Annotated in this window: 13 protein-coding genes and 1 tRNA gene; 8 read left to right on the plus strand and 6 right to left on the minus strand. The window is 65.2% G+C overall.

Features of this window, described 5'->3' with window-relative positions:
- The first annotated feature begins 24 nt into the window (after nucleotides 1-24).
- The 3 genes from ACYQ0R_RS13795 (at nucleotide 25) to ACYQ0R_RS13805 (ending at nucleotide 2,575) form a co-directional block, all read left to right on the plus strand.
- Nucleotides 25-453: a 30S ribosomal protein S12 gene (locus ACYQ0R_RS13795; RefSeq protein ID WP_004048726.1), complete on the plus strand. Its 429-nt coding sequence runs from the start codon at nucleotides 25-27 to the stop codon at nucleotides 451-453.
- The gene (locus ACYQ0R_RS13800) at nucleotides 450-1,106 is read left to right on the plus strand and encodes a 30S ribosomal protein S7 (protein ID WP_459824835.1); all 657 of its coding nucleotides are present in this window, start codon (nucleotides 450-452) and stop codon (nucleotides 1,104-1,106) included. The genes ACYQ0R_RS13795 and ACYQ0R_RS13800 overlap by 4 nt, the downstream gene beginning before the upstream one ends.
- An 83-nt stretch (nucleotides 1,107-1,189) precedes the next feature.
- Nucleotides 1,190-2,575: a PQQ-dependent sugar dehydrogenase gene (locus tag ACYQ0R_RS13805; protein WP_459824837.1), complete on the plus strand. Its 1,386-nt coding sequence runs from the start codon at nucleotides 1,190-1,192 to the stop codon at nucleotides 2,573-2,575.
- Between the two features lie 319 nt (nucleotides 2,576-2,894).
- Here the strand turns inward: ACYQ0R_RS13805 and ACYQ0R_RS13810 are convergent.
- Nucleotides 2,895-2,967, minus strand: a tRNA-Arg gene (locus ACYQ0R_RS13810).
- 142 nt (nucleotides 2,968-3,109) lie between these two features.
- On the opposite strand from ACYQ0R_RS13810, the gene ACYQ0R_RS13815 reads away from it, so the two are divergent.
- On the plus strand, nucleotides 3,110-4,084 hold the full coding sequence (locus ACYQ0R_RS13815; protein WP_459824839.1) for a transcription initiation factor IIB: 975 nt from the start codon (nucleotides 3,110-3,112) through the stop codon (nucleotides 4,082-4,084).
- A 148-nt stretch (nucleotides 4,085-4,232) separates the two neighbouring features.
- Nucleotides 4,233-5,546, plus strand: a complete 1,314-nt coding sequence (gene nreA, locus ACYQ0R_RS13820) for a DNA repair protein NreA (protein WP_459824842.1) — start codon at nucleotides 4,233-4,235, stop codon at nucleotides 5,544-5,546.
- 1,005 nt (nucleotides 5,547-6,551) lie between these two features.
- Here the strand turns inward: nreA and ACYQ0R_RS13825 are convergent.
- The 4 genes from ACYQ0R_RS13825 to ACYQ0R_RS13840 form a co-directional block, all read right to left on the minus strand.
- Nucleotides 6,552-11,699, minus strand: a complete 5,148-nt coding sequence (locus ACYQ0R_RS13825) for a DNA polymerase II large subunit (protein ID WP_459824844.1) — start codon at nucleotides 11,697-11,699, stop codon at nucleotides 6,552-6,554.
- A 67-nt stretch (nucleotides 11,700-11,766) separates the two neighbouring features.
- Nucleotides 11,767-12,186 carry a PPC domain-containing DNA-binding protein gene (locus ACYQ0R_RS13830; protein ID WP_459824847.1) on the minus strand — a complete coding sequence of 140 codons (420 nt, stop codon included), beginning with the start codon at nucleotides 12,184-12,186 and terminating at the stop codon, nucleotides 11,767-11,769.
- A gap of 289 nt (nucleotides 12,187-12,475) precedes the next feature.
- Complete coding sequence (locus ACYQ0R_RS13835; RefSeq protein ID WP_459824849.1) at nucleotides 12,476-12,844, minus strand: NifU family protein; 369 nt, start codon at nucleotides 12,842-12,844, stop codon at nucleotides 12,476-12,478.
- Between the two features lie 73 nt (nucleotides 12,845-12,917).
- Entirely contained in the window at nucleotides 12,918-13,244 is a 327-nt protein-coding gene (locus ACYQ0R_RS13840; RefSeq protein WP_459824851.1) for a DUF5783 family protein, read from the minus strand.
- Nucleotides 13,245-13,846: 602 nt separating this feature from the next.
- On the opposite strand from ACYQ0R_RS13840, the gene ACYQ0R_RS13845 reads away from it, so the two are divergent.
- Genes ACYQ0R_RS13845 through ACYQ0R_RS13855 form a run of 3 tightly spaced genes read left to right on the plus strand, consistent with a single transcriptional unit; the run spans nucleotide 13,847 to nucleotide 15,405 of the window.
- Nucleotides 13,847-14,005 carry a hypothetical protein gene (locus ACYQ0R_RS13845; RefSeq protein ID WP_459824854.1) on the plus strand — a complete coding sequence of 53 codons (159 nt, stop codon included), beginning with the start codon at nucleotides 13,847-13,849 and terminating at the stop codon, nucleotides 14,003-14,005.
- A 6-nt stretch (nucleotides 14,006-14,011) separates the two neighbouring features.
- Nucleotides 14,012-14,410, plus strand: coding sequence for an ArsR/SmtB family transcription factor (locus ACYQ0R_RS13850; RefSeq protein ID WP_459824857.1), 399 nt, complete (start codon nucleotides 14,012-14,014; stop codon nucleotides 14,408-14,410).
- A complete protein-coding gene (locus ACYQ0R_RS13855) occupies nucleotides 14,407-15,405 on the plus strand; it encodes a permease (protein WP_459824859.1) in 999 nt (332 codons plus the stop codon). The genes ACYQ0R_RS13850 and ACYQ0R_RS13855 overlap by 4 nt, the downstream gene beginning before the upstream one ends.
- A gap of 55 nt (nucleotides 15,406-15,460) precedes the next feature.
- Here ACYQ0R_RS13855 and ACYQ0R_RS13860 read toward each other — a convergent pair whose 3' ends face one another.
- The gene (locus ACYQ0R_RS13860; protein ID WP_459824861.1) at nucleotides 15,461-16,093 is read right to left on the minus strand and encodes a dolichol kinase; all 633 of its coding nucleotides are present in this window, start codon (nucleotides 16,091-16,093) and stop codon (nucleotides 15,461-15,463) included.
- Between the last annotated feature and the right edge of the window lie 5 nt (nucleotides 16,094-16,098).

Raw genomic sequence — 16,098 nt, forward strand, 5'->3', positions numbered from 1 at the left:
GCTCCGTCGGGAAGGGGAGGTACGATGGCGAACGGCAAATACGCCGCCCGTAAGCTCAAGCAGGACCGGCAGAAACGTCGCTGGTCCGACTCCGAGTACGCTCGGAGAGAGCGCGGGCTCAAAAAGAAGTCCGATCCGCTGGAAGGTGCCCCCCAAGCGCGTGGCATCGTCCTTGAGAAGGTCGGAATCGAGGCAAAGCAGCCGAACTCGGCGATCCGAAAGTGTGTTCGCGTGCAGCTCATCAAAAACGGGAAGCAGGTCACCGCGTTCTGTCCCGGTGACGGTGCGATATCCTTTATTGACGAGCACGACGAGGTCACGATCGCCGGAATCGGTGGCGCGAAGGGTCGCGCGATGGGTGACCTTTCCGGCGTCAACTACAAAGTCGAGAAGGTCAACGGCGTCTCGATGATCGAACTGGTTCGCGGGAACGCGGAGAAGCCGGTCCGATGAGCGGGGAAGAAGCCGAAGCGGAGTCCGGCGACGACGCGGACGTCGCAGCGGACGAACCGGAGCCGGACGCACCCGCAGCGAGCGAGGCGGCGAACGCGAACGCGAAGCTGTTCGGTGTTTGGGACGTCACGGAGATCTCCTACGAGGACCCGTCGACGAAGCGGTATATGAACGTGACCCCCATTGCGCACACGATGGGCCGTCACGCCTCCAAGCAGTTCAAGAAATCCGAGATCTCGATCGTCGAACGACTCATCAACCGTCTGATGCAGACTGACGAGAACACGGGGAAGAAACAACAGGCGACGCGGATCGTTCGCGACGCGTTCGACATCATCCACGACCGGACGGAGGAGAACCCGGTGCAGGTGCTCGTTACCGCAGTCGAGAACGCAGCTCCGCGCGAGGAGACCGTCCGACTGAAGTACGGCGGTATCTCCGTTCCGAAGGCGGTCGACGTCGCACCCCAGCGTCGCGTCGATCAAGCCTTGCTGTTCATCTCTGACGGCGTCGCGAACGCGACGTACAAATCCTCCACCTCTGCGGCCGAGGCTCTCGCACAGGAGCTTATCGGGGCAGCTGACTACGACGTACAGACGTACTCCATCTCGCAGAAAGAGGAACGCGAGCGCGTCGCTGCCGCCGCTCGCTGACGCGAGACCGGATCATCGTTGACGCGATTTTCTCGAGACTCAACAGCAGCACGTTTTACTCACTGCTGTCCTAACTCGACATCATGTACCCCGATCGACGACGAGTGCTTGCTGCCGGACTCGTCGGCGTCACCGGTCTCGCCGGCTGTCTCGATGATGACGATCGACTGAACGACGACGATGATGCCGGTGCAGACGAGGATTCGTCCACTGCGACGCCGGTCGCGGATCCGACGTACGACCTCTCCGTCACCCACGATATCGAGTCGTGGGACGGATACGATCCGGACTGGGAGCATCCGACCGAACCGCCAGCGCTCGACGCGGAGGTGGAAACGGTTATCGAAGGGTTGGAAGTGCCGTGGGACCTGGCGTTCGCACCCAATGGAGACCTGTTCGTCTCCGAGCGTGTCGGGCGGATCACGCGGTACGACGGGGACGAGCTCGCGGAGGTGGCGGCGCCGGAGATAATCGACCATGCGGATGCAGTGACGCCGGAACAGGAGGATATCGGTTGGTGGGACGGCGGGAGCGAGGGCGGGCTGATGGGGCTCGCGGTCCACCCGAACTATCCCGACGTTCCGCTCGTGTACGCGGTGTACACCTACGAGGCCGGTTCGGACGAGTTCCGAAACCGGGTCGTCTACTACGATGTCGACGCCGATAACCCGAAGGAGACGGAGACGGTGGTCGTGGAGTCGATCCCGGGTCACGAGATCATCCACAACGGGTCGCGGATCGCGTTCGGGCCGGCGAACTACCTGTGGGTAACGACCGGCGATGCGGACGATCCGGCCGTCACATCGGACCCGAACTCGTTGGCGGGGAAAGTACTTCGTCTGGAACCGGACGGGAGTCCCGCCGCCGACAACCCGGAGCTCGGCGGAGACGACCGCGTGTTCTCCACCGGTCACCGAAATCCGCAGGGGATCTCGTTTCTGCCGGACGGAACTCCGATCGTTACCGATCACGGCCCCGCCGCACGCGACGAAGTGCAGGTGGTTCGTCCGGGTGGCGATCACGGCTGGGGGCCGGAGGGCGAACGAGGTCGCGACGCCGACACGTATCCCGGAACCGAGTACGATCGCCCGGTCGCACACACGGGAACCGGGACGACGTGGGCACCCTCCGGCTGCATCTTTTATACGGGGACGGTGGCCGACGGATGGCGGAATCGGCTGCTCGTCGGGGGGTTGATCTCCCAGCAGCTGAACGTCGTGACGGTGTATCCGGGCGGGGGAACGCCGCCCGAGGACACGAGCGGCGTTCGACACGACGCCGACTGGACCGACGAGGAGTACGACGCCGTCTCACACAGCCTTCTGGAGGATGAACTCGGTCGGATCCGACACGTCGAAGAGGGGCCGGACGGCGAGGTGTACGCGATCACCTCCAATCGGGACGGTCGGGCGGAGGAGCCGTTCCCCGAGGACGGGGACGACCGACTCGTCCGTCTCACGCCGCGGTAGCGACGCCGGCACACGAGCGGCGGCGACGTCGGAGACATCGCCCACAGCGGGACGCGAGCCGGTTGGAAGGGGCGAACAGGCGGTGCGTGTGGCCGTCGGCCGGTTGGTGACGACGCGTCCCGACTCGATCGGTCATCGTTACGAAGCCGGCCGGCAGCGACGGCGATACCGCACGGGACCACACCGCACACCCGCGTTCCCCCGTACGGTCGTGGAGCGGAACACGGCCGGTCTGGCCGCGGTATCGGGTATAAAATAGCGGGTCGTGCCGAGCGACGCAGCGGGCGCTTCGCGTTGCTCAACACTCGCAAACAGTGAGCGTCCTGACGGAGATTTGAACTCCGGTCCCTGGCTCCGCAAGCCAAGAGGATAGTCCACTACCCTACCAGGACTCATCTACACGTACCACGAAGATACTTAAGACGGTTACGGTCCGGTGGTCCCGTGCCGATCGGTCGCAAAGCGGCGTCGAGCGACGAGCGTCAGCCCGCCGAAAACTTTTAACTTCGTCGACTGGGTTAGTATATAAATGCGATGACACGGCCAACCCGGCAGCGGGATCACGACCGGCAGCGCACGCAGGGGGATGAAGAAGAACGGGAGGTCGACGTCGACGACATCGATCCGGATGAGCTCGACCCGGAGGAGCTCACCCGAACGGCTGATGGGGAGTTAATACACGAGGAGACGGGACTGATAGTCGAGGAGGAACAGATCGATCCCGGCCCGGAGTGGCGCGCGTTCAACCATTCGGAGCGGCAGTCGAAATCCCGTGTCGGCGCACCGACGACGAAAACGATGCACGACAAGGGGTTGACGACGACGATCGACTGGAAGGATAAGGACGCGTACGGACGGTCGATTTCCTCGAAGAAGCGCTCGCAGATGCACCGTCTCCGGAAGTGGCAAGAGCGGATCCGGACGAAGGACGCGGGCGAGCGCAACCTCCAGTTCGCGCTCTCGGAGATCGACCGTATGGCGAGCGCGCTCGGCGTCCCCCGGTCCGTCCGGGAAGTCGCCTCCGTCATCTATCGACGGGCGTTAAACGAGGATCTCATTCGCGGGCGGTCGATCGAGGGCGTCTCGACCGCTGCGCTGTACGCCGCCTGTCGCAAGGAAGGGATCCCCCGCTCGCTCGAGGAGATCTCCGACGTGTCGCGTGTCGACCGCAAGGAGATCGGACGGACGTACCGATACATCTCACAGGAGCTCGGACTGGAGATGCGACCGGTCGATCCGAAAAAGTACGTGCCTCGGTTCTCCTCCGAACTCGAGTTGAGCGAGGAGGTCCAGTCGAAAGCCAACGAGATCATCGAAACGACCGCAGAAAAGGGGTTACTCTCGGGAAAGTCCCCGACGGGGTACGCCGCGGCGGCGATCTACGCCGCCTCGCTGCTGTGTAACGAGAAGAAAACGCAGCGCGAGGTCGCCGACGTCGCACAGGTGACGGAAGTCACCATCCGCAACCGGTACCAAGAGCAGATCGAAGCGATGGGCATTCACGGGTGACGCCGCGGCGCGGAGTGCTCGGAGACGGTTCGGAGCGGTACCGGTTGACGAGCCACCTCGCGGTCAAACTCCACGGCAGGCATCCCGTGACCTTGCAACCGTCCGCCGCGAGCAACGTTCAAGCCGGCGGCGCCCCAACGGTCGGTGAATGCGGCTCGACGAGTTCCTCGAGTTCGAGACGAACGAGCGGGCCGAGCGGCGGCGGCTCGCGCGCGAGAAGGATTACGGGATCGTCGACCACCTCGACTCGTTCAAGCGGCGGTTCGAGGATCACGTCAGCGACGACGCGGTCGTCGGTAGCGTCTCGCCGTCGATCTTCGTCGGGCGGTCGAACTATCCCAACGTCTCGACCGGGCTGCTCTCGCCGGTCGGTCGCGAGGCGGAAGCCGGCCGGTTCGAGACGTCCGCGGCGTGGTACGAGGAGGGCGTGTCGATCGCGGACGTGTTCGACCGCCGGACGAGTCTGCTCAACTCCAGTCGGATCACCGACGTCGACGACGTGGGGGCGGGAAGCGACGTCATCGGCGGGGCCGAGGCCAGCGTCCATGACGCGTGGGACGGCTGGCTCGGCGTGCAGCGCGAGGTCGCGATCGCGGACCGTCCCGTCGACGTCGAGATCGGACTGGACGGCTCCCCGGAGCTCGACTTCGACATCGGCGTGCAGGACGTGAAGACGCCGACCGGGCCGCGAGCGACCGCGAGACGCGCCGAACTCGGGGAGAACCCGTACGTGCCGCGACCGGTGAAAAAGACTCTCGAGGACGACGACTGGCGTGCAGAAGGGGCGATGACGTACCTGTACCGCCGTGGCTTCGACGTGTACGAGATCAACACGATCCTCTCCGCTGGCGCGCTCGGGCGAGGTGAGAACCGTCGGCTGGTTCCCACCCGGTGGTCGATCACCGCCGTCGACGATACGGTCGGGCAGTATCTCCGCGGGACGGTTCGGGATTCACCGACGGTCGACGAGATCGAGGTCCATCGCAACGAGTACCTCGGCAACGCGTTCTGGGTGATACTCGCGCCCGGACGGTGGGAGTACGAGCTCGTCGAACTGAAAGCGCCTGGCTCGATCTGGAACCCGGACCCGGAAGCGGGGACGTATCTCGCGGCGGCGAGCGAGGGCCAGGAGGGACGAACCGGCTACGTCGAGGAGACCGCTGGGGCGTACTACGCGGCCAGACTCGGCGTGCTTGAACAGCTCAACGAGCGCGACCGGCAGGCGAAAGCGCTCGTGATCCGGCATGTCTCCGACGACTACTGGGGCCCGGTCGGCGTCTGGCAGGTCCGTGAGGCAGTCCGCAACGCGTTCGAGGGAGCGTACGGCACGGCCGAAACGTTCGGTGCGGCGGTTCGCGGTGTCGCCGACCATCTCCCCGTCCCGCTCGCCCGGCTCCGGCGGAAGTCGTCGATGGTCGCCGGACTGCAGGCGAACCTCGGCGACTTCGTCGACGGCGGATAGCGCTGACGCGTCACGGAACGTGCCGTCCGCTGCCGAGTCGACGATCCCATCGGCAACCCCCGTGTTCGATGTCGGGCGTATATTGTGCAGTATAAGACCGAGTAGATGGTTATAAAGGCTCACTCGATGTGGAGAAGAGCGGTATATAAGTGAGCGGTGGAGAGGAGACTCCCTCGGAAGCCCCAGCCGCGACGGCTCGCGCGGCTCGCTGCGCGCTTCGGTCGCTTCGCTCCCTGCAGTGCTTTCGTCGCCGTGCGTCGCCCTCGCTGCTGCCCCTTCCAGTCCCACCCGACCGCCCCGCAGCCTCGGACCGCCCCAGCCTCGACCGGAGGGGGCCGCCGGCACCGCTCGGCGGCCCCTCCGGTCTCCCTCGCGCGCTCGCTCACGGGCCTCGGGCCCGCTCGCGGCGCGCGCCACCGCAACCACACAGCAGAGCATGATTCATGTATCAGGTAACGGCGGGCGGTCGGCGCGCGCCTCCGAGCGCCCTTTTTAGGGCGCGAGGCGCGAGGGCGACCAACGGGAGCCCTCGAACGCGAGCGGCGAAGCCGCGAGCAAGCGCGTGCGAGGGAGGCGGCGGCGAGCGCGGAACGCGCGAGCCGCCGACGAGGCTGGGGAGGCGTGAGGTGCGGTTGCGGTGCGGTCGGGTGGGGTTGAAAGGGGCAGCCGCGAGGGCGATGCCCGCCGCTGTAAGCACCACAGGGAGCGAGCACCGCGAGCGACCGAGGAGCGCAGCAAGGCGCGCGAGCCGTCGCGGCTGGGGCTTTCAGATCGTTCGTCGCGGAGCTATCGCTCCCGCGACTCACTTATAAACCAAATCCGATCCCCTTACATGATTCCTTATAAACAACCCAGTCACCCTAATAAGAGACGTACGCCCGGTATCGATCGCCGCGATGTCTGTATTGAGCGGTGCTGCAGTAGGCGTCACGAGTCGTTACGCACGTCATCCGAACTCTCGAACGCGTCATACACGGCGTCCGAACAGCAGGCCGGCGTGCGCGATCACATGAAATCGGCGATGCCGGACTGCTTGTTCGTGTCATCCTCAAATATCGACTCCAGCGCCTCCTCTAACACGTACAGCCGCTGTTTGGTGTACGGCCGACAGTCGAAGCGCTCGGCGACCTCGATCGCGGTGTCGACGTACTTGTTCACCGACCCCTGGTGGACGGTGAGGGTCACTCGACCGCCACACTCCCGGCAGTCGCCGGTTAGGGGCACCCGACGGTACTTCTCGCCGCAGTCGAGACAGCGCGTCTCCTGTCTGGAAAAGGCGCGCAGGTTCCCGATGATGTCCGGTAGGAAGTGGTACTCGATAACTCGCTCTGCGACGTCCGTCTCGTCGACCGCATCGAGCTTCCGGGCGAGTTCGAGCTGGGCGTCCATCTTCTCCATCATGTCCCCGAGCGTCTTGTACGCCGATAGATCCGGCCCTATCGCGATGTCCGTCGTGTCGTGGGTGTGGTCGAAGCCGCGGTACTCCTCGTCGGTCCCGAGCGTGTCCTCGCCCAGTTTGATGAGCTCCTCTACCTCGCCCGGATCCGCCATCTCGCGTGTCGCCTCGTAGAACGCCAGCGGATACTGCCGCACGATATCCATGTTGTGCGCTTCGTCGTCGATCTCCGAGGGATCGATCCGGGAGGACATCACCAGGGGCGCGTCCATCGAGTTGTGAGCATACAGCCAGTTTGCCGTGAACACCGGTTCTCCGCCGACTTGTAAGTCGTAGAGACGACCCTCGTACTCGACGGGCTCGATGTCGGTGACCCGGAGGTACGTGAGGTCACCGTCGACGAGCGGACGGATCGCGTCGAGCCTCTCACGCGCAGCGGTAGAGAGATCACGTCCATCGAGCGTCTCCACGATCGACTCGAGCTTTTCGAGACTGATGTTTTTACGCCGCTTGAGGTATTTCGGAATGATATCGGCGATGTCGGGGACGTCCATTCGTCGGAGCTCGAAGAGTTCCTCGGGGATGCCAACCGTGAGGTTCTTCGGTTGGTACGGATCTTCACCGTCGAGGATGCGTCGAAGGGGATTGTCCGAGGCACCCCCAGAGACGGTAACGGTGTAGATCCGTTGTCGAGGCGGTTCTCGATCACGTGTCGAGACGTTCGCGACGACGCCGAGCCGATGCAGCAGGAACACGATCCCGTCTTTGAGGTCTTCACTCGTCGTGTGGAACGCGATCGTCGTCTGGTTGTCGTCGCTCGTTTCGCTCTCGTCTCCGGTGATGAACCCACGGAGGAACGATCGGACCACCGATCTGTCACCGCGTCGAATCGGTTCGGGGACGACCTTTTCGCTCGAGTCGTACGACTCCTCGTCACGGAATCCCAGTTCGAACAGCACATCCTCGAACACAGTCGGGAATCCGATTTCGTACGCCTTGTTCGACCATCGTATCGACGGTTCCCTACCGAGCGTGTCTTTGATGACGCGCTCGGTCTGCCGAACGATCTCCTCGTCGGCATTGGTAATCGTCGGTCGAACGGACGACGTTGAACCTTCAGCGGCGAACAGTCCAAGGAGCCACGAAAAGTCGTCATTCATCGGAATGTAACGCGTGATTCCCTTCGAAGAGCCCTTTCGACCGATCTGTGGGTCCAAGTCGGCACGCCGGTTTCGCGATACGCCCTCGATATCACGGAGCGTTCGGAGGGCGACTTTCTTTTTCGAGAGTCGGTAGGAGAGTCCACCGTCGAAGGCAGCGCGTGCGTCACTCCCCCACTCGGATTCGTCCCACACCTCTCGGAGATACGATTCGACCGATTCATCGATGAACACGTACGGATCGTCGACACATTCAGCGACGTCGATCACGGTCCCCGACTGTGTCTCGACGTCGAGTTGCTTGGGGGCAAGAATGAGATCGCCGACCGCGAGGTCATCACCGGCCACTTCTTCGATGCCGTCGTCGTATCGGAACAGACTGTGGTTCGCGGTGATATCGAGCGACCGACCGAACTGTGTCTCGACCCTGAGCAGCATCTCATCGTCGTCAGCGGGGTATCGGATCGCCTTCTCGATCGGCTGGAGGTTCGACTCGTGATTCTCGTCGAACGTGTACGTCTGCCACCCTTCGTGCATGCACGTTCGCTTTGTAAACTTCCCGTCGAACTCGATGGGTGACTCGAGTTCGTTCCAGAACTCATCGAACGTGAGGAATCGGATCCGTCCCTGTGGATCGCGAGCAACGAGTCGGGAGTCCTCCGAGACGCTCCCACCGCGTTGATCGGGAAGGTATTCTTTCGAAAAGTTGAGAAGGCCGTCCATGAGCAGCATGACGCAATCCTCGTCGCCGTCGCAGTTCCGACGCTTCGCGGCGTGGAAGTACGGATGTGCGTACCCCACCGCCGCCGACGTGAACCCCACGACGCGGCCGACGGTCGCGGCGCTGGTGTGCGGGGCCATCCCGAACACGAGCTCGCCGACTAGGTCGTCGCGCTCGTTGAGCTCGTAGAACCGGTCGAGCCCGTAGAACTGCTCGAGGAGGTCGTCGACGAAGTCGGCGGTCCGCATCATATGCTCGGCCGCGCCGTCCGAAAGCACGATATCCTGCACCTTCAGCTCGACCAGCTGGTCGTCGTGCCGGAGCGGCTCGCCGTCGATGTCGGTTTCGTATCCCAGCTCCCGGAAGTGGCCGGCGGTGACGTCGAGCTCCTCGGGGCGGACCGCCGTCACCGGGAGGTCGGTCATGTCGTATCGAACCGTCCCGTCCTTGAACGACGTCACGCCGTTTTTCGCCCGGAGCACACCCTTCTCGATCGGCTCGGGCGTCTTGTTCGTCGAGGTGAGTCCCTGCACGCCTTTGAGAATGTCGAACGCCGACTCCCGCTCGCCGACCGTCTCCAGTGCGTCGTGATACGCCTCGTTGAGATCGACTTCCTGGCGCGTCGCAGCCGTCACCTCCCACTCGCAGTGTGGGCACTCGACGCGGCCGGCCCCGTCGGGTTCACACACCGTGCCACAGTCGCCGCACTCGTAGTGCGGCTCGGTGTGTGTCCCGCAGTCCGGGCAGTCGGCGCGGTAGGTGTGGCTACCGCAGCTCGGACACCGTCGGTTGTTCACTTCCAGATCCAGCCGCCCGCGGCGTCCGCGGTCGTCCATCTGCCGGGCAGCCTCCGCGACGTCGCGTTGCGGCCCGCCCGCCTCGTTGATCGGGAACAGCGTGTGAACCGCCGGCGAGAGGTCGCGGCTCTCCGACTTCTCCGGGCGGCCCATTCGGTTGCCGACGCGAGTCGGCGCGCGTTCGCGAACGGCGAACGGCGCGACCTCGTTTACCGCCTGCATCGCGTTCTCGCCCCCGTCCCACGACCGCGCCGCCGGCGACAACGACTCCCACTCCCTGCGAAGCCCGTCGTCGACGCCGAGCGAGCGCGCGAGCGGTCGCCACTCCGGCACGCGCAGCGAGTCGGGCGTCTGGGTGTGTTCGACGAGCAGCGTCTCCAGCGCCTCGCGGGTCGTCTCCGTGTGCTCGATCGTCAGCGTCCCCTCCACGACCTCGCCGCCGGCGACCGCCGCGGCGAGCGCCTCGAACGCCTCGACCGTGAGGTCGTGCCAGAGGTACGTGTACTCCGGATGGAGCGGACAGTCGTACGACTCGGCCCACTCGAGTGCCGCGTCGGGCTCCGGCCGCTCGAGGTCGACGTGGGGGTCGTCCGCGAGCGCCTGCACGTCCGCGCCGGCCGCCTCGAACTCCTGTATCCACCACTCGTAGGCGTATGCGGCGGGCGCGAGCGGATGGTTGTTCTCGACGAACTCGCCGTAGTTGACGAGATACTCCCCGAGGTCCAGAATGCGCTCGATGCCGTTACGGACCGCGAGCACCTCGTCGGGGTCGTCGATCCGGCGCACCTCGCCGTTGGCGAGTTTCACCGTCGGGCCCGCGATGGAGTCGACCGGCACGACCCCGTGGGCTTTCCCCGGTCGCTCCGTCTTGATCTGCGTGCCCGCCGCGAGGAAGTCGTCGACGACGCGCATCGTCGCCGGGTGGACGCCGCCGGTCGCGAACCCGTGGTTCCGGGCACGACCGTATCGGAGCCGGAATCCGCCGGGCTCCGACGGATGCGTGAACACGGGGCGTCCCGCGATCAGGTCGCGGAGGAACTTCTCGGAGGGCTCCGCCCGGGGTGGACCGTCGGCCCCGCTGCCACCATCGAGCCCGGCTCCAGCGTCCACGTCGCCATCTTCGATGTCCCCCTCCGTGCCGTCCTCCTCGCCGTCCCCGTTGCTACTTCCGGCGTCCCCGTTACCGCTTCCGGCGTCGTCCGACGCTCCGCTGGAGGTCGCGTGGGGTTCCTCATCCGCTCCGATCGTTCCGTCGATCAGATCCTGCAGCCACGGCCAGTCGACCTCGTCGAGATCGCGGGTGTATCGCTGGATCTTCGGAGCCTTCAGTGCGATCCCCTCGGCGGCGACGAGACACATCCCGCCGCGTGCGGAGTTGGTGTCGACGCGTTCGAGGTCACGAAAGCCGGACACCTCCTCATCGCCGGTCGCCTCCCCGTCGAGCATGATGGGGATGTGCTTCGCGATGAACTTCGACTCCTTGTCCTTCGGGGTGTACTGGAGCCCCGTCTCCGTGTCGTATAACGCGATCTCCTCGGCGTAGCGCTCGACTTCCTCGGATCTCGGCTTGTACTCGTCGATACCGAGCAGCGACCGCGCGTAGTCAGCGACGAGCACCGACAGCGCCTGTGCGGTGCCGCCAGCCGACCGGATCGGTCCCGCGTAGTACACGTTGATGAACTCCGTCCCGTCGTCGTTCTCCAGCAACTCGACGCGGTCGATCCCCTCGATCGGCGCGGCGACGACACCCTCGGTAAGCAGCGCCACGGCCGTCCGAACCGCACCCTCGACCTTGCCAGCACGGGAGTCGTACTCCCCGACGGTTCCCTCGACGAAGTCCGTAACCAGCTCCAGCGCCGCCTCCTCGCGGGACATCTCACCCTCGAGCTCGCGGACGCGCTCCGCGACGCCGTCGATCCCGAGGATGTTCTCCACGCGGTCGGCCATGTCGCGAGCGACGGGGATCTCGATCTCCGGTTCGGGGTCTTTTCCTCGTCCCTTCGCCGCCTCCGCGACCTCGAACGCCTCGTCGAGCCGCTCCTCGATGCGCGCGAAGTAACGCTCGTCATCCGGTTTCATCCTCGTCTTTCGCCCCACGGTGTGTTCATCCTCGTCTTCCGCCCCACGGTGTCTCCTATCCCGCGCATCAGAGCCACAGGTCGAGATCGGTCACCGGGTCGTGGTCGCGCTCCAGCGGCTCCGTGAACGCGCGGAGATGACACTCTCCGGCCCAGACGGTCGCGGAGTCGAGGTGTCCGGCGAGCGCCTGGCCGCTCGGTCGAGAGAGCACGGCGTGGGTGTGCGCGAACACGTCGCCGTCGAGCAGCGAGACGTTGCCGACGCAGGCGGCGACCTCCAGCGGCTCGTCGAACGTGACCGACTGGTACTCGGTGTCCTCCTGGTCGTAAAACCAGACGTCGGCGTCCTGGACCGCTCCGAGCGCCGTGAACCAGCCAGCTTCGACGTTCTCCTCGCGGGCGAGCTCCTCGATCTCCGCCCGCCAGTCGGCTCCCGTCTCGAATCGCGCGACGTACTCCGCCGTGGGCTGGACTTCCCGGTAGTGCATAGGAACCGCTGACGGTCCACGGGGCCAAAAAGCTCACTCACGCGACCGGACGGGAGCAGTCGATGGATCGCCGTGGATCGAACTGTTGGCTGATTTTGTATCGCGCCATATGATTTATGGATGCGTAGCAGTCGAACGACGCCTCTCTGACGGATCGCTTCGAGGAGGGCTCGAACCGTCGATATCGCGGGTTCAGCGCTCGAAACCGGGCGTAACACCCCGCGATCGTCGTCCGACGTGTCGAGCGCCGTCGCTGGGAGGATCGAGTCGCCTCGAAAAGGGGTCTACGTCAGAACGGGGCCTGCGGCCCTTCGTCGTCGTCGCCGTCGGTCGTTTCGCCGGGGAAGGAGGGCGAGGTGCCGCCGGTGCCGCCGAGGTCGCCGTCGGCTCCCGAGTCCATGCCGGTGTCGGCGTGGACCGTCTCGATCTCGGGGATCTCCTTGACCATTCGCGATTTGATCGCCTGGATCGTCATCGGGGAGATACCACAGCCGGAGCAGGCACCGCCGAGCTGGATGTGCACCTCGCCGGTTTCGCGGTCGAGGTGGCTGATCGCGGCGCTCCCGCCGTGCATCTGGATCTGCGGGAAGTTGCGCCGCAGGAAGTTCGTGATCCGCTCGCGGAGGTCGTTGTCCGCGTCGCTCGTTTCCGTGCTCATGCCTCACGGTTGGCGGTCGCAGGGCTTATGTGTTTGGTTCGACCTCGTTTCCCGCGGAACCGGCGCTTGCGGACTACTCCGGCCGGTCGACCCCGAGCGTTCGATGGAGCTCCGACTCGATCTCCTCGACGTACGTCTCCAGCGTCTCCTCGAACGTCTCGTCGTCGACGAGGACGCCCTGTAAGCGCTCTCGCGGGTTCTCGGGCAGCTCGACGTGGAACTCGCCGTCCTCGTACATCGGCTCGGACTCGTTGAGCACCATCTGGTCGATCCCGTGGATCAGCTCGGAGTCGTACCGCTCGTTCATCCGGTTGAACGCGTTCTTGTACGCTCGCTGGAGCTCCTGGAAGTAGTGGACGTACTTCTCCTCGAACTTCTCCGGATCGAACTCGTCGGCCATGTCCGTACTCGGCGTGCGAACGGAAAAAGTCGGTCGATCCCCCGGTGAGAGTCGGGCCGGATCTACACGCAGTGCGACGACTTTCCGGTCGTGACGAAGGCGAGCGGGTGTCGCGTTGGCAGCAGTGATAAACCTCATACCGCGATACACAATTCTACTGGCTGGCTCCGAGTCCGGATCCGCTTTCGAGGCGGTCGAGACACGTCTCGATCCGTCGTCGCGCCGGCGCGTGCTCTCTTCGCGTAGGATCCATCGTCGAATCCCGTTTTTACGGTCCATTCGATCGGAGAGTGCGACCGGGTATTTCGATATGCATCGTACCGATCGAGTAAACCGCAGTGGCCGTTTCGAGGCCCAGCACCTGTGACGACGACTACCGAACCCATCCGCACGAGACGAGATACGAAACCCGAAAATACGTCAAAACGAGCGTTCGTACGGTTTGACAGCCGATGTGTAAATCACCGGTACGGACACCGATCCGGATCTATAGCCGGCACCGTTCGTATCTCGTTTACTCATACCGCGGCTCCGACTCGACGACGAATACGATTGAACGGTAGATCAAACGTATTAAGGCACATCGAGATTTATCGATGTGTATGTCGATACTCAGCCGACTGCTCGGTGGCGAATCGAACGACGACGAGAGCTGCTGTAACATGCAGATCGAGGAGATAGACGCCGACGACACCGAAAGAGACGCCGACGACACCGAGGAGGACGCACCGAACGAGAGTGCCGACCGCGCGGCGGACTGATCGGAGATGTCGAACGAATCGAACGAGGTGGGTCAAGCGGACACCGAGTCCGCGAGCGGAACGCTCCGACGGATGGACGGAGCGGCCTGCTGTGAGGGGTCGTTCCCGGCGACGCGGCGCGCCGACGACGCGGTCATCGAGGCGGAGCTGTCGTCGTTCAAGGCGTTGGCCAACGAGAAACGGCTCGCGATCGTCCACGCGCTCCGGGAGGGCGAACTCTGCGCCTGCGAGTTAGAAACCGTCCTCGACGCGCCGCAGTCGACCGTCGCATCGCACCTCAGGAAACTCCGCGACGCCGGCATCGTCGCCACGCGCAAGGAGGGTAAGTGGACGTACTACCGGATCGCGGACACGGCGAGCCTCCAGCTGCTCGATCTGGCCGCGGCGTTAGGTGAGGACCGATGATCCCGCCGGGGACCGAAGCGGCGCTGCTGGACTCGTGGGACTACTTCCTGCATCTCGCGATGGTCCTCACACCGCTTTTCGTCGGCGCGTCGTTTCTCGTCGGACTCGCTCAAGAGTATCTTCCGCCCGAGCGCGTGGAGGCGATGCTTCGCTCGCGCGACCACGGGAGCGGGAACGTCCTCGCGGCGGGGCTCGGGGCAGTGACGCCGTTCTGCTCGTGTTCGACCGTCCCGATCCTGGCAGGCCTGCTGGGTGCCGGCGCGCCGACGGGGATGGCCTTTTCGTTCCTGCTCGCCTCGCCGATCGTCAACTGGATCGCCGTGTTCCTGCTGTTCGGGCTGTTCGGGACCGGCGTGACCGTCGCGTACGTGACGACCGCGCTACTCGCGGCGATCGTTGCGGGCCTGGTCATCGGTACGTTCGATCTCGACGGCCACGTGAAAGACGTCCGTATCACGACGGGTGACCGGGAGATAGCGACCGACGGCGGACCGTCCGCGACCGCCGCTGCCGGCGACGACGGCGCGTCTGACTGCAGCGAGTGTGGGACGACGGCAACGAACCGGAGCCACAAGGATCGCGTGACCGCCGCGGGAGCGGGCGCGCTCTCCTTTTTCCGCGACACGCTCCCGTACATCGTCGTCGGGATCGCGATCGGCGCGCTGATCCACGGAGCGGTGCCAGCGGAGCTCCTCCAGCGGATCGCGGGACCGGGGAACCCGCTCGCGACGCCGCTCGCGGCGCTCGCCGGCGCACCGGTGTACGTGAGTATCAGCGGTATGCTGCCGATCGCGCACTCGCTTACCGAGGCGGGGATCCCGATCGGCACGGTGATCGCGTTCGTGATCGGCGGTGCCGGGATCAGCATCCCGAATCTCATCCTGTTGAACAAGCTGTTCGAACGGCGACTGCTTGCGATCTACGCGACGACGGTCGTGACGATCGGGATCACGGTCGGCGTGCTGTTCAACACCGTCTTCGCCGGGCTACTCTGAGCCGGCACGACCCCCCTCTCACGCGCCTGCAGGCCGTCGAGCGAAACCCCCCGCGTCACCCGACCACGGCGACCACGGCGACCATCGCGGCGACGGCGGCGGGCGGGATCGTGAGGTTGTCGTCGACGGCGACGCCGCGGATCACGGGCGGGAGGCCGTCGGCGATCGTCGCGCCGACCGCGCCGGCGACCGCGACTGTGACGCCGACGGTCCATCCGAACGCGGGGACGGTGAACGGGGCCGCCAGCGCGAGACAGACGACGAACATCGCGACCCACACGGCGGGTCGCTTCGGCTCCGTCGCCGCGTTGTCACCGAGCGCCCCGCTCACCGGGTCGCCGAGCGACAGCATCCACATCGCGGGGATCGCGAGCGACGGGCTCACCGCGCTCGTCGTCGCGAGCAGCGCGACGCCGGCCATGCTCGCCTGATACAGCGCGTAGCCCGCGACGCCGTCGGACTCGTACTCTCGAGTGAGCGCGCGATAGATCGCGTGATCGAGTCCGACGACGAGCCGAAGGAACTCGAGCACGCCGACGATCGCGACGCCGAGGAGGAGAACCAGCGCGGTCTCCGTCCACGAGAGCCAGCCGAGCAGGTACGGGACGGGGTACAGCGTCCCGCCGGTGTGGACCAGCCGGCGCTCGAACTCGACGCGCTCGCGCCAGTCCGCCGCGGAACGGGACACGGTTC

This window comes from Halorubrum luteum (genome assembly GCF_054652935.1).

Bases quoted from the DNA above. Each gene is read 5' to 3' on its own strand.
- nreA (WP_459824842.1), top strand. From the start codon at position 4,233: ATGCGGCTCGACGAGTTCCTCGAGTTCGAGACGAACGAGCGGGCCGAG.
- ACYQ0R_RS13850 (WP_459824857.1), top strand. From the start codon at position 14,012: ATGTCGAACGAATCGAACGAGGTGGGTCAAGCGGACACCGAGTCCGCG.
- ACYQ0R_RS13825 (WP_459824844.1), bottom strand. From the start codon at position 11,699: ATGAAACCGGATGACGAGCGTTACTTCGCGCGCATCGAGGAGCGGCTC.
- ACYQ0R_RS13835 (WP_459824849.1), bottom strand. From the start codon at position 12,844: ATGAGCACGGAAACGAGCGACGCGGACAACGACCTCCGCGAGCGGATC.
- ACYQ0R_RS13795 (WP_004048726.1), top strand. From the start codon at position 25: ATGGCGAACGGCAAATACGCCGCCCGTAAGCTCAAGCAGGACCGGCAG.
- ACYQ0R_RS13830 (WP_459824847.1), bottom strand. From the start codon at position 12,186: ATGCACTACCGGGAAGTCCAGCCCACGGCGGAGTACGTCGCGCGATTC.
- ACYQ0R_RS13845 (WP_459824854.1), top strand. From the start codon at position 13,847: ATGTCGATACTCAGCCGACTGCTCGGTGGCGAATCGAACGACGACGAG.
- ACYQ0R_RS13805 (WP_459824837.1), top strand. From the start codon at position 1,190: ATGTACCCCGATCGACGACGAGTGCTTGCTGCCGGACTCGTCGGCGTC.
- ACYQ0R_RS13855 (WP_459824859.1), top strand. From the start codon at position 14,407: ATGATCCCGCCGGGGACCGAAGCGGCGCTGCTGGACTCGTGGGACTAC.
- ACYQ0R_RS13815 (WP_459824839.1), top strand. From the start codon at position 3,110: ATGACACGGCCAACCCGGCAGCGGGATCACGACCGGCAGCGCACGCAG.
- ACYQ0R_RS13800 (WP_459824835.1), top strand. From the start codon at position 450: ATGAGCGGGGAAGAAGCCGAAGCGGAGTCCGGCGACGACGCGGACGTC.
- ACYQ0R_RS13840 (WP_459824851.1), bottom strand. From the start codon at position 13,244: ATGGCCGACGAGTTCGATCCGGAGAAGTTCGAGGAGAAGTACGTCCAC.